The sequence below is a fragment of the Streptomyces sp. NPDC019396 genome (assembly GCF_040632375.1).
Lineage (GTDB): Bacteria > Actinomycetota > Actinomycetes > Streptomycetales > Streptomycetaceae > Streptomyces.
Genome location: NZ_JBEYBS010000022.1, coordinates 85,418 through 98,137 on the forward strand (window position 1 = coordinate 85,418; position 12,720 = coordinate 98,137).

The 12,720-nt window shown below is 71.1% G+C and carries 9 protein-coding genes; 2 read left to right on the top strand and 7 right to left on the bottom strand.

What is annotated here, in order from left to right; all coding sequences use genetic code 11:
* Window positions 1-57: 57 nt before the first annotated feature.
* Complete coding sequence (locus tag ABZ532_RS24000; RefSeq protein WP_361287291.1) at window positions 58-1,179, bottom strand: aminoglycoside phosphotransferase family protein; 1,122 nt, start codon at window positions 1,177-1,179, stop codon at window positions 58-60.
* A 230-nt stretch (window positions 1,180-1,409) separates the two neighbouring features.
* Between ABZ532_RS24000 and ABZ532_RS24005 the strand changes: the two genes are divergently transcribed.
* Window positions 1,410-2,909: a hypothetical protein gene (locus ABZ532_RS24005; RefSeq protein ID WP_361287294.1), complete on the top strand. Its 1,500-nt coding sequence runs from the start codon at window positions 1,410-1,412 to the stop codon at window positions 2,907-2,909.
* Window positions 2,910-2,995: 86 nt separating this feature from the next.
* Here the strand turns inward: ABZ532_RS24005 and ABZ532_RS24010 are convergent, their stop codons facing one another.
* Both ABZ532_RS24010 and ABZ532_RS24015 read right to left on the bottom strand, forming a co-directional pair.
* The gene (locus ABZ532_RS24010) at window positions 2,996-4,402 is read right to left on the bottom strand and encodes a SpoIIE family protein phosphatase (protein WP_361287297.1); all 1,407 of its coding nucleotides are present in this window, start codon (window positions 4,400-4,402) and stop codon (window positions 2,996-2,998) included.
* A gap of 173 nt (window positions 4,403-4,575) precedes the next feature.
* On the bottom strand, window positions 4,576-5,976 hold the full coding sequence (locus tag ABZ532_RS24015; RefSeq protein WP_361287300.1) for a cytochrome P450: 1,401 nt from the start codon (window positions 5,974-5,976) through the stop codon (window positions 4,576-4,578).
* 194 nt (window positions 5,977-6,170) lie between these two features.
* Here ABZ532_RS24015 and ABZ532_RS24020 point away from each other — a divergent pair, with 194 nt between their 5' ends.
* The gene (locus tag ABZ532_RS24020) at window positions 6,171-6,338 is read left to right on the top strand and encodes a hypothetical protein (protein WP_361287304.1); all 168 of its coding nucleotides are present in this window, start codon (window positions 6,171-6,173) and stop codon (window positions 6,336-6,338) included.
* A gap of 89 nt (window positions 6,339-6,427) precedes the next feature.
* Here ABZ532_RS24020 and ABZ532_RS24025 read toward each other — a convergent pair whose 3' ends face one another.
* The 4 genes from ABZ532_RS24025 to ABZ532_RS24040 form a co-directional block, all read right to left on the bottom strand.
* The gene (locus ABZ532_RS24025) at window positions 6,428-7,906 is read right to left on the bottom strand and encodes a glutamate--cysteine ligase (protein WP_361287307.1); all 1,479 of its coding nucleotides are present in this window, start codon (window positions 7,904-7,906) and stop codon (window positions 6,428-6,430) included.
* 166 nt (window positions 7,907-8,072) lie between these two features.
* Window positions 8,073-9,794: a serine/threonine-protein kinase gene (locus tag ABZ532_RS24030; protein WP_361287310.1), complete on the bottom strand. Its 1,722-nt coding sequence runs from the start codon at window positions 9,792-9,794 to the stop codon at window positions 8,073-8,075.
* A gap of 119 nt (window positions 9,795-9,913) precedes the next feature.
* Complete coding sequence (locus ABZ532_RS24035; protein WP_361287313.1) at window positions 9,914-11,122, bottom strand: MFS transporter; 1,209 nt, start codon at window positions 11,120-11,122, stop codon at window positions 9,914-9,916.
* A gap of 144 nt (window positions 11,123-11,266) precedes the next feature.
* The gene (locus ABZ532_RS24040; protein WP_361287316.1) at window positions 11,267-12,688 is read right to left on the bottom strand and encodes a S1 family peptidase; all 1,422 of its coding nucleotides are present in this window, start codon (window positions 12,686-12,688) and stop codon (window positions 11,267-11,269) included.
* Window positions 12,689-12,720 lie beyond the last annotated feature (32 nt).

Below are 12,720 nucleotides of genomic sequence, written 5' to 3' on the forward strand. Positions count from 1 at the left end.
CCGTGCGTCCAGTGTGTCGGCACTGGACGCACGGCGCTCATCCCCCCTTGTTGACGGTCAGCGTGTGCCGACCGCGGCGCGCACGGCCCGCCGTGCCAGCGCGCAGTCGTCGTGCAGCCGGCGCAGCAACAGCCGCTGCTCTTCTCCGACCGACATCCCGCCAGGGTGCTGCGGCACGGTCCTGGAAGAGTCCGCCTCCCGCATCGTCCGCTGCACGGCCGTCTCGTAGGTGCGGATCTCCCTGGTCAGCACCAGCATCAGATTCACCAGGAAGGCATCCCGCGCCGCGGGCCCCGACTGCTGGGCGAGCTGGCTGATATGGCGCCGCGCGAGAGGCGCGTCGCCCATGACTGCCCAGAGCGTCGCCAGGTCGTACCCCGGCAGATACCAGCCCGCGTGCTCCCAGTCGACCAGCACCGGGCCGGTCGGCGCCAGGAGGATGTTCGACAGCAGCGCATCGCCGTGGCAGAACTGCCCCACACCGTGCCGCCCGCCCGCGTGGGCGACCCCGTGCAGCAGCTTCTGGAGATCGCCCAGATCACGGTCGGTGAACAGCCCGAGCTCGTGATAGCGGGAGATCCGGGCGGCGTAGTCGAGCGGTGCGTCGAACATACCGGCCGGTGGCCGCCAGGAGTTGAGCCGTGTGATCGCCCCGAGCGCCGCCCGTACGTCCGCGCGCGGCGGGGCCTCGGAGGGATGCCGTACGAGGGCGGCGGGACGGCCGGCCATACGCTCGATCACCAGGGTGCAGTTGTCCGGATCCGCGGCGATCAACCGAGGCACCCGCACCGGTGGGCGGTGCCGGACGAACGCACGGTAAGCAGCTATTTCGTGCTGGAACCGCTCCGCCCATACCTGGGACTGGTCGAGTAAGCACTTGGCCACCGCCGTCGCGCGCCCGGTGCTGCCGACCAGGAGGACCGAGCGTCCGCTCCTTCGCAGTACCTGAACCGGATTGAACTCCGGGCAGATCCGGTGTACCGACGCGATCGCCATGCGCAGCTGCGCGCCCTGGGGGCCGGACAAGTCGATTCTCCCACTGAGCGGTTGGCCTGTGGTCGCCGGCCATCGCCGGGTCCGTGCTGCGGCGGGGGAGGGGTCGAGAAACGTCCTGCCGCCGACCGGGACGACCGTCTGCGGCCGGGGCGGGGCGGACACGGAGGACGATGCTGTGTACATGGGTGAGCAGATCCCTTCGTGTGCCGACAAGTCGCGTGCGCGGCCCTGCCCTGGAAGCCTTCGGCACCCTGGGGAATGCGGTCGGCCCCGGGGCGGGGTGGCGCGTTCCTACCTGACACCCGGGCGCAGGTGGCACACCATCTGGCGGACCCTGGCGAACCCTGGCGAATAGTCGCAACGCATCTGACAGGGGGTTACTGTCAACTCAGCCGAGAACCTGGGGGCTTGACGTGACCGGAGAACCCAACACCCGTCTTTCCGACCTGTTCGGCCTGGCCGGCTGGTCCAAGGGCGAACTCGCACGGCTCGTGAACCGGCACGCGGCGGCCATGGGCCATCCGCAGCTGGCGACCGACACCTCGCGGGTGCGGCGTTGGATCGACATGGGGGAGACCCCGCGCGATCCCGTGCCGCGGGTGCTGGCGGCTCTGTTCACCGAACGACTCGGCCGTGTCGTGACCATCGAGGACCTCGGTCTCGTACGGCAGAAGCGCACAGGCAGCAGGCGGGACGTCAGCCACACGCAGAACCCTGACGGCCTGCCCTGGGCACCCGACCGTACGGCGGCGGTCCTCACCGAATTCACGGGAATGGACCTCATGCTCAACCGACGCGGCTTGGTGGGCGCGGGTGCCGCGCTCGCCGCAGGCTCCGCAATCAGCAGTGCCATGTACGAGTGGCTGCACACCGACCCCGCAACCATGCGTACCTCCCAGGGGGCCTCCGCCGCCCAAACCCTGCTCGCCGACGCGGCGGGGTTCGACCGCTACGAAGCCGCACCCATCGGGTCGGAGGAAGTAGAGGCGCTGGAGCACTCCGTCGAAGTGTTCCGCGCCTGGGACGCCTCCCGTGGCGGGGGCCTCCAGCGAAAGGCCGTCGTGGGCCAGCTCAACGAGGTGGGTGGAATGCTCGCCTACCGGCACCCCGACCATCTCCAGCGGCGCCTCTGGGGCGTGGCCGCCAACCTCGCCGTCCTGGCCGGCTGGATGTCGCACGACGTCGGTCTCGAACCCACGGCGCAGAAGTACTTCGTGATCGCCGCCCACGCGGCCCGCGAGGGCGGCGACCGTCCCCGTGCGGGAGAGGCCCTCTCCAGGGCCGCCCGCCAGATGGTGCACCTTGGCCGCCCTGATGACGCCCTCGACCTCATGGAGCTCGCCAAGTCCGGTTCGGGCGAGGAGACCCTTCCGCGTACGCAGGCGATGCTACTCACCATCGAAGCCTGGGCGCAGGCCTCCATGGGGCGCGGCCAGGCCATGCGCCGCACCCTCGGACAGGCCGAAGAGCTGTTCGTGGCCGACAAGGGCGATGTACCACCGCCCAGTTGGATGCAGCTCTTCGACGAGGCCGACATGCACGGTATGCAGGCCCTCGCGTACCGCACCCTCGCCGAGCACGACGCCGCCGCCGCGAGCACCGCGCAGCGCCACGCCAGGCAGGCGCTCGAGCTGAGGGAAGGCGGCCGTCAGCGGTCCAAGATCTTCGACTACATCTCCCTGGCCTCGGCCTGCTTCATCGCCGATGATCCGGAACAGGCGGACCGGTACGCCCGGCTGGCCCTGGTGTCGATGGGGGAGACCTCATCCCACCGCACCTGGGACCGGCTGCGCGAGATGTACCGGCTCACGGGCCAGTACGCGGAGTACGCGAAGATCCAGGACCTCCGCGAGGAGATTCAGCTCGCCCTGCCCAACAGTCCGTCCAAGCGCGCCCGCAGCGTGGGAATCTGAACGGCGCCAGCCGTCGGTGACACGTGAAGCCCGGACCGCCGGAAACAACGGGACCACCAGCAGGGGACGGCATCCTTGTGGTGGCGCTAGCGAACCCTGGCCGCCATCACACAGGCGTCGTCTCCGGGCTCGCTTTCGCCGAACTCCTCGACGATCGACCGCACACAGTCCTGTGCCGCGCGGGCCACGGTGAAGCGGGAGGCCAGAGCGAAGAAGCGGTCGGCCCTCGACCCTTCGCGTGCGTCAGCACCCCGGGTCAGCCCGTCCGTGTGGAACACCAGCAGATCACCGGAGCGAAGACGCGCCTCGGCCTGCTCGTACTCCGCACCGGATGTCGCTCCGAGCAGCATTCCCGCCGGTGGTGTCAGCACCCGCCCCGACCCGTCGCGGAACAGCAGCGGGGCGGGGCTCCCGGCCTGCGCCCACTGAAGCGTCCTCGTCGCCGGATCGAAGTGGCAGCACAGCGCGCTGCCCAGGGCGGGCTGTGCGGATGCGTCGAGCAGTTGATTGAGGTGTCCGAGCAGCGCACCGGGCCGGACACCTGCCAGGGCCATACCGCGCAACGCCCCGAGCAGCATCGCCATCGTGGACGTGGTCGTCACCCCACTGCCCGTGATGTCGCCGACGCTCAGCACCACGCCACCATCCGGCAGCTCGACCGCGTCGAACCAGTTGGCACCGATCAGCGCACTGTCCGCCGCCGCAAGGCAGTGGCCCGCCGTGTCAAGGGATGCGGGGCCCTCACCGCTGTCGCGCCAGGAGGGCAGCACCGCCTCCTGGAGCTCCGTGGCGATCCGGCGCTCGGTGCGGTCGACGTGCTGCTTACGGGCCAGCGTGTCACGCGACTCGCGGACGGCACGCTGGGTCCTGCGCAGCTCGCTGACGTCCCGTAAGACCGCCCACATCGAAGCCGTGCACCCGTCCGCGTCGAGCACCGGTTCGCCCGTCATGTGCAGGGTGCGCACCCGGCCGTCGGACCGGACGATTCGGAATTCGCCATCGATGGGCTTCCCGTCGATGAGACAGTCCGTCACCATCGAGGTCAGCAGGCTCTGGTCCTCCGCGAACACCATGGATGGCAGCTCGTCGAGGGACATCGGACCGCTCTCGACCGGCCGGCCGAAGATCTGCTGGAGCTCGTCGGACCAACGAACCTGGTCCGTAAGGAGGTTCCACTCCGCGGTACCGACCCTGCTGAGCAGGGACCCGGTCTCCGGTGGCAGGGCGTCGTCAGGGACTTCGGCGCCCTGGTCGAAGGGCGGCAATCCGTCCTTGAGCTGGCCCAGATGGGTACCGAGGTCGTCCAGCTGATGGACCGCGAGATCGCACAGTGCCCGCTGCCAGCGCACCTGCGGATCGTCCTCGTCCACTATGGCGTCCCTGCGCACCGCGTCCACGTCTCCGCGCAGACGACGGGTCTGCGAGATCAACGAGTCCACCGTGTCACGCCCGGGTGGCTGGGCGGAACGTTCCGCGAACAGATGGGACGGCATGTCGTACTCCGTTACAGGCGCGCATGGCCAAGTCGTAAGAGATGGACCAGTTACGACTGTTGCACAGAGTGCAAGGGCGCGTAAGGGATTTGGCAACACTCGATATGGTGGTGCTCCTGGCATATGTCGGCGGCGAGGCGCGCAGTGAGACAGCGCGGACGCGCGCGCCGGCCTCAGGCCTCACGTGCCGCCCGGAGCACCGCCCTCACCGGAGCGCCGGGTTGCAGGGTCAGCCCCGGTTTCGTGGGCACCTCGCCCTGCTCCACGTCCACATGGAACCGCTGCGCGAGCGTCGCCAGCACCAGGACCGCCTCCACCATCGCGAACCGCGCTCCCAGACACGCCCGCGCGCCCCCGCCGAAGGGGAACCATGCGTGGTCCGGAGCCACCGGCCCGCCATCCGCGTCCCAGCGTTCCGGGCGGAAGTCGTCCGGCCCGGGGAACCAGCGCGGGTCGCGGTGCGCGCTCCACTGACTCGACCACACCACCGTCCCTTCCGGGACCGGACGGCCGCCGAGGGTCGAGCCTTCCCGCGCGACGCCCGTCATCAGCCACACCGGGGGATACAGCCGCAGGGTCTCCTTGACCACCTGTTCGGTGTACGGGAGCAGACGCAGGTCGTCGAACTCCGGGGTGCGACCGCCGAGGACCCGCTCCAGCTCCTCCCCGAGCCGCGCACGGGCCCGGGGATTGCGGGACAGCAGGTACCAGGCCCAGGTGAGGGTGGTGCCCGTGGTCTCGTGCCCGCCGATGTAGAGCGTCACCGCCTCGTCACGCACCTCCTTGTCGGACAGCGGCATTCCCTGTTCGTCCCGGGCGGCCAGCAGCCTGGTCAGCAGATCGTCCCGTCCTCCGCTGCCGTGGCGCCGCTCGCGGGTCACCCGTCCCACCTCGGTGTCGATCACGTCGACCGCCCTGCGCAGCCTCCGCCGGCCGGGTGTGGGCACCCAGGAGGGAAGGAACAACGTGATACCGCGGAACTCGTCGCCGATCGCCCGCTGAGCCACATCCATCGCCGCTCCGATCACCTCCTCACGCCCTGCCGTGTCGGCACCGAACAGCGTGCGCACGGCGATCCGCTGGGTGAGCGCCAGCATCTCCCGCCGTACGTCGATCACGCGATCCGGCCACCAGGTGTCCGCCACCTCGACGGCGCAGGCCGCCATCGTCTCCGCGTACGCACGGACCTGGCGCGGTCGCACCGCGGGCTGGACCAGCGCCCGCTTGCGCCGCCAGTCAGCGCCCTCCGAGGTCACCACGCCTTCTCCGAGCACCAGCTTCAACGCCCACCCGAGGCCGGGATGGCTGAACACCGTCTCGATTCCGGTCAGCAGCTCACCGATGTGCTCCGGACGCGAGACGAAGAGCGCGCGCTGCGGCCCCAGCCGCCAGGCCACCACGTCCCCGCGTTCCCGGAGTCCCACGAAGAACCCCAGCGGGTCGCGGGCGAACGCCGGAAGGTTGCCGAGCCCGGGCAGCCGGGGCGGTCCGGGTACGACCGGCACGTCGGACAGGGCAGACCGGCCGGGCGGCGCCTCGCCGGCTCCCCGATCGGCGTCGCCTCCAGTGGTCATGAGATGCCTCCCCGATTCCCTGAGTCCCCGGGGTCCCCAGAGATGTCAACGGCCAAGCGCTCCAGCGGCGTTGGTCCTGCGCGGCGTGTACACGATCACTCCGGGGGTGGGAGTGTCAAGGCTCTTGAAGGACCCTTCGAGATAGTCCGGATCACGCATACCGGTACACCGTGGCGCTGGGCATCCTCTGACGCATGAGTGAGCCGCACTGCTCGAAGTGCTGTCCCGTCCAACCCCCCGCCCCCGCGACCCCCGACCCGCTCCCTTCCGGTGCGGTGGTGGGCGCGCTCCTCGTCGCCCTCGCGGTCGTCGGCGGATGGCTCGCGCTGGTGTGGGCCGGGGCGACGCTGTTCCCGGGGTGAGCCGGCCGCCAGGACCGGTCAAGGGGATCCGGCGGAAGACCGGAGCGGCGTGCCCGCCGGTGTGACGGCGGCGGGCCCTCGTAGGGTGGTCAGTCCACCGGCCAGGTGTGCGCCGGAGCGTTCAGGTGCATGTAGTCGATGTACTGCCGCGTCATCAGCCGCAGCGCCTCATGGTCGTCGACATGGCTGGTACCGGCGATCCGGTGGTACATCTCGGTCTGCCACACCGCACCGTTGCGGACGTTCACACACCGCTGCTCGATGATGCCGAGCAGCGGCTCCCGCCACGCCGCGTCCATACCGGACAGCTCGAGCCCCTGGTGCGCCATGGGCAGCAGCCGCCGCAGCACCAGCTCCGCCACCGGTACCTCACCCACTCCCGGCCAGTACAGCCGCGCGTCGATCCCCTGCCGGGCGGCCTCGTGCAGATTGTCCTCGGCCACCGAGAACGACATCCGCGACCACACCGGCCGGTCCTCCTCGACCAGCGCCCGCGTCAGTCCGTAGTAGAAGGCGCCGTTCGCCAGCACATCGGCCACCGTGGGCCCGGCCGGGAGCACCCGGTTCTCCACCCGCAGATGGGGACGGCCGCGGGTGACCGCGTACACCGGACGGTTCCAGCGGTAGATCGTCCCGTTGTGCAGGGTGAGCTCGCCCAACTCGGGGGTGTCGCCGTGGTCCAGGGTCTCCAGGGGTTCCTCGTCCTCGCACAGCGGGAGCAGCGCCGGGAAGTAGCGCACGTTCTCCTCGAAGAGATCGAAGACGCTGGTGATCCACCGTTCCCCGAACCACACCCTCGGGCGGACCCCCTGGACCTTGATCTCCTGCGGACGGGTGTCGGTGGCCTGCTCGAACAGCGGGATACGGGTCTCGCGCCAGAGCTCCTTGCCGAACAGGAACGGTGAGTTCGCCGCCAGGGCCACCTGCACCCCCGCGATCGCCTGCGCCGCGTTCCAGTACGGCGCGAACTCGTCCGGGGCCACCTGGAGATGGAACTGGGTGCTGGTGCAGGCGGCCTCCGGTGTGATCGTGTCCGCGTACGTCCTCAGCCGCTCCACGCCGTCGACCGAGATCCGCAGGTCCTCACCCCTGGCAGCGAACACCTGCTCGTTGAGGAGGCGGTAGCGGGGGTTCTCCGAAAGGGCCGCCTCGCCCACGTCGTGCTGCCGCAGAGTGGGCAGTATTCCCACCATGACCAGGTGCGCCCCGACGGCCGCAGCCCGCTCCTCGGCGTGGTTGAGGGCGTCCCGGATCTCCTTCTCCCAGGAGTCGGGGCCGCCGGCGGTCAGCTCACGAGGAGGGATGTTGATCTCCAGGTTGAACCGGCCGAGCTCGCTCGACCACGCGGAGTCCGCGATCGCCTCGAGCACGTCGGTGTTCCGCATGGTCGGTTCGGCGGCACCGTCCACCAGGTTCAGTTCGATTTCCAGACCCACCTGGGGCCGTTCGGCCTCGAAGCGTTCGTCCCGCAGCATCTGCGCGAACGCGTCGAGGCACTGCTGCATCTTGTTCCGGTATCGGCGGCGGTCATCACGGGTGAACACCAGCGCCGGGACATCGCGCCCCATCGGCCCTCCCGAGTCTCCTCGGCCGCGGTCCCCCCCGGGTCTCCAGCCTCCCACTCCCCGCGCGAACGGACCAGCGAAGCATCAGCGGGTGCCGCTGACCAGCCCGAAATGAGTGGTGAGGGATCGTGCCCCAGCCGGGCCCCCGCCCTGGCCGCCGCGGCCCGGATCAGGACCGCGCCACGGAGAAGCTGAGGCAGTTCGCGCCGTACACCACACCGTCCAGATGGCCCGGCGTCCCCGGGTCGTACTCCGCCGCGAGGTCGACCATCAGGAAGCCCGGGGGCTGCTCGATCCAGTAGGCGCCGCGCAGGGCGAGCTCACCGTCCAGGAAGGTCCCGCTCATCGCGAACGAGCCGCGCGGGACGAGCGGATTGGAGGGGTCGGGGAAGAAGCTGAAAACCGCCGACACGACGCCACCGCCGTCGTCCTCGATGGTCAGGGACAGCCCTGTGATCCCCTGATTGCAGACATAGGTGCCGAGCCAGCTTCCGGCCACCGCCTCGGCCCCGCCGTCCTCGGTACCCGCCTGCGACGGCGAGGCGGCTGAGGCAGTGGGGGAGACCGCGGGGGAAGCCTCGGGGGAAGCCGCGGGGGAGGGATCGTACGACTGGGACTCCGACGGAGCGGCCGAGGGGGAGACCGGTGCGGACGTGTGGGCCGCGATGCCGCCCGAGGCCGCTCCCGACGACGACCGCCCGGAGCCGGGGATGGCTCCTGCCTGCCAGGCGATGACTCCCACGGCCACCACAGCGACGGAGGACGCCGCGAGGGCAAGCCACCGCCGGCCCGGGGGAGAGCCCGGTGGGGCTCCGGGCACCGGCGCCGGGAACGATGCCGGATACGGCGCCCAGGCGGGTGGGGGAGTCGCGGGAAGAGCAGGCGGGGGAGTCGGCGGTGCGGCTGGAGGCACCGGTGCCCCGCCACCCGGCGGAGGCACGTCCGGTCGCACCGCGCCGCCGTGCGGCTCCCCGGATGCCGTGGTCATGGCGACGGTCCTGGCGTATTCGCGTACGGTCAGGGCCACCGGCTGCGGCAGCCACGCGGCATCCGTGAACACCATTGTCGTCCGCGCGGCTTCCGCCGATCCGGCCACCGCCGCCAGCACCTCCGCGACCGTCGGGCGGTCCCGGGGATCCTTGGCCAGGCAACGCGTCACGAGCGGACGCAGCCCCGTCGGCACGGAGTCCAGCTCGGGCTCGGCGTACACGATCCTGAACATCAGGCCCTGGGCCGAGCCCGAGCCGAACGGGCCCGTGCCCGACGCGGCGAAGGCCAGTACGGCACCGAGTGCGAACACATCGCATTCCGCGCCTGTGTGCGCACCCGTCAGCTGTTCGGGAGACATGAACCCAGGGGTGCCGATCACAGCGCCGGTACGCGTGATGGCGCTCAGCTCGCTGGCCACCGAAATACCGAAGTCGATCACCCTGGGGCCGTCCGCGGCCAGCAGCACATTGGAGGGCTTGAGATCGCGGTGGACCACACCGGCGGCGTGGATCACCTCCAGCGCCTCCGCCAGCCCTGCGGCAAGCGACATCAGCGGCGCCTCCGGCCAGGCTCCCGACCGTGCCACCGCCACGTCCAGGGAGACACCCGGCACATACGCGGTGGCCAGCCACGGCGGATGAGCCTCCGGGTCGGCGTCCACGACCCCTGCCGTGAACACGCCGTTGACCCTGCGGGCCGCCGCAACCTCGCGAGCGAACCGCTCCCGGAATTCGGCCCCCTCCGCCAGCTCGGGGCGGACCACCTTCACGGCCACCGCCCGCCCGCCTCGCGAGCGCCCCAGGAACACCCGTCCCATCCCGCCCGCCCCGAGCCGTGCCACCAGCCGGTACGGGCCCACTTCCCGCGGGTCCCCGGCCTCCAGCGGCTTCAGAGGCTCCATCCCCCACCCCCCCACATCCACGGCTGCGCACCGCGGATGCCTGACATGGTGCAGCAGGTAAGCGCTCACATGGGCAGTTATCAGGAAACACGGCCCCATGTACCTTCACGGCCCGCTCGCTACGCCTCCGACGGCGGACGCCACAGCGCATACGCACCGGCGCACGCCGCCAGCACCGCCACACACGCGGTGAAGACCAGGCCGGCGTCACGCAGTCCCAGCCACATCGCCATGGCGCCCACTCCCACCACCGGCACGGAGATGCCCGCGTAGGCGACGACGAAGAACGCCGAGATGGTCCCGCCGCGCTGGTCCGCCGGTGCGGCCCCGCCGACCAGCGTGAGTGCCCCGCGAAAGGCCAGTCCCTGACCCGTGCCCCCGCACAGCGCGCCCACGACGAGCAGCGGCAGCGAGGCGGCGATCAGCGACGAGGCCACCAGCAGCAGCCCGACGATGAGCACAGCGCACCCCACCGGCAGCGCCCGGCGCGCGCCGAACTTCCCGGTCAGGGACTGCCCGAGCGTCGAGGCGAGGAACACGGAGAACACCACGGCGCCCGAAACCGCCAGATTGTGCACCCCCAGGGTCTGCGCGGCGAAACTCGGCGCTACCGCCGTGAACAGTCCGAGCAGGGCGAATCCGGCGAAGGCAGCAGCGGCGGCGGGCGCGAACACCCCCGCGACCTCCGGCGGCACCCTGATCCCCTGCGGCTTCAGCGGCGGCAGGCGCTTCGTGTGCTCAACGGTCTCCGGCAGCAGCCAGGTGATCACGCCGCCCACCGCCACGAGAACCAGATGGACCAGGAACGGCAACACCAGCGGCCAGGGGGTGTACTCGGCCAGCAGTCCCGACAGCAGGGGCCCGCAGCCGAGACCGCCCATGTTGGCCGCGGTGGCGGCGAAGGCGGCCCGCGCCCGCCGCTCAGGGCCGGCCAGCTCGATGACCGCCGCGGTGGCCGCTCCGCTCAGCAGACCGGCCGCGAACCCCGAGAACAGCCGTCCCGCGAAGAGCAGTGGCAGCCCGCTCTCCAGCAGGAAACACCCGGCACTCGCGGCGGACAGAGCCATGGCACAGAGGATCACCGGCCGGCGGCCGACCTCGTCGGAGTAGTTCCCCGCGACCATCAGTACGGTGATCACCGCGATGGCGTACACCGCGAACACCACGGTCACCATCAGCTCGGAGAACCCGATCTGCTCCTGGTAGAGCCCGTACAGCGGAGTCGGCAGAGTCGTCCCGGCCATGCCGATGGCGAACACCGCCGCCGCCGCCGGATAGCCCGGACGCCGGTCACCGCGCGTCCTGCCCGTGCCACCGTGCAGCCTCACGCACATCACACCCCAGGCCCTGGTCCGACAGCGGAGCGTTCCGCATGACGTGACCAGGCTGGCACCGGCACGGTTCCCTGCCAGGCAGCCGCCCCGCCGCCAACGGAGAAGTCCACCGGAACACCGCTCCGGGAGCCGCTCAGGTCACGCCCAGGTCTGCGAGTAGTAGTCGCGGTAGTTCCTGCGTCCCTGGGCCGACTGGATCCAGCGGCTGGCGATCAGCAGGACCAGGCTCGTGATCACCACCGCGAGCCCGGGACCGACCGCGCCGAGAGGGCCCAGGCCGGATGCGAGCCCGGTGACGATGCCCGTGCCGCTGATCTCGCCCACCCCGCCGGTTCCCCCTGCCGCGGGCGGTCCGGGCACCGCGGGGGCGACCGTTTCGGGTCCCGGGGACGCGGTGTCACCCGGGTCTTCCGCGTTCCCCGGAGTCTGCGGGGCCGAACCGCTCCCGGCACCGGGACCACTCTGGCCCGCCAGGCTCACCCCGAGTGTCGCCATCGCCTCCGTCACCGGCTGGAAGTACGTGACGCCCCCGCTGGTGCAGTCCCCGTTGCCGCCCGATGTGACCCCCAGCGCCAGCCCCTGGGCCAGCAGCGGGCCCCCGCTGTCCCCGGGCTCCGCGCACACGGTGGTCTGGATGAGTCCGGTGACCGTTCCCTCGGGATAGTTGACCGTGGCGTTCAGCGCGGTCACCTGGCCCGTGCGCAGCCCTGTGGTGCTTCCGCTGCGGAAGACCTGCTGGCCCACGACGGGATCGGCGGCCCCGGTGATCCGTACTCCCTGGCCACCGCCGATCTCCACCACGTCGAGTCGCCCGGACGGCGCCCCGTCGTAGCGCACCAGGGAGAAGTCATCCCCGGGGAAGCTGGAGGCGGTGGTGCTGCCGAGTGCCCGATTGCCGCGGCGGTCGCCGAACCAGGCGGTGCCGACCGGGCCGCAGTGCCCGGCCGTCAGGATGTACGCGTCCTTGCCGTCGGTCACGTTGAACCCCGCGGAACAGCGGCTGGTGTCCGCGAAGATCGGAGCGGCGCCGTTCACCCGTGTGGTGAAGGTCCCCGCTGTCCGTTCCATCGTGACGAATCCGCCGATCCCCTGGGCGACTTCGGACATCCGCCCCCAGTCGTCCGCCGAGACCGTGCTGTCGGCCTGCATCATGATCTCGTTGGAACGGTAGTCGACCGCCCAGGCGGTGCCCGGCACCCGGGGCGCCGCCCGCAGCCGCTCGGTCGCCGCACTCAGCCGGTCCATGCTGTACCGCACGACCTTGGCCTCCGCCCCGGCCCGCCGTACCTCCGCCGCCGCGCCCGTGTCGGTCACGGCCACGACCCTGCGGCCCGCCGACCCCATCCAGGTGCCCGCGGTACGGGAGGTCCCCAGCCGGGTCATCGCGCGTACGGCGGGGTCAGCGCCCGGATCCGCGGCCCGGGTGGTGCCGGATCTGGTCTCCGCACCGCCTGAGGGCTCGCTCGCCACGGCGTTGGACACCATCAGCGAGCCGCAGACCAGCCCGCCGACGGCTGCCAGCCGGACGATCCGCTGGAGGGTCCGTCGTGCGTGCCTCATCCGCAGCCTCCATGCTCGTACTGACGCGACGT

Excerpts from the sequence above, each read along its gene's own strand:
- ABZ532_RS24025 (WP_361287307.1), bottom strand. The coding sequence starts at position 7,906 with ATGGGGCGCGATGTCCCGGCGCTGGTGTTCACCCGTGATGACCGCCGC.
- ABZ532_RS24010 (WP_361287297.1), bottom strand. The coding sequence starts at position 4,402 with ATGCCGTCCCATCTGTTCGCGGAACGTTCCGCCCAGCCACCCGGGCGT.
- ABZ532_RS24030 (WP_361287310.1), bottom strand. The coding sequence starts at position 9,794 with ATGGAGCCTCTGAAGCCGCTGGAGGCCGGGGACCCGCGGGAAGTGGGC.
- ABZ532_RS24000 (WP_361287291.1), bottom strand. The coding sequence starts at position 1,179 with ATGTACACAGCATCGTCCTCCGTGTCCGCCCCGCCCCGGCCGCAGACG.
- ABZ532_RS24020 (WP_361287304.1), top strand. The coding sequence starts at position 6,171 with ATGAGTGAGCCGCACTGCTCGAAGTGCTGTCCCGTCCAACCCCCCGCC.
- ABZ532_RS24015 (WP_361287300.1), bottom strand. The coding sequence starts at position 5,976 with ATGACCACTGGAGGCGACGCCGATCGGGGAGCCGGCGAGGCGCCGCCC.
- ABZ532_RS24040 (WP_361287316.1), bottom strand. The coding sequence starts at position 12,688 with ATGAGGCACGCACGACGGACCCTCCAGCGGATCGTCCGGCTGGCAGCC.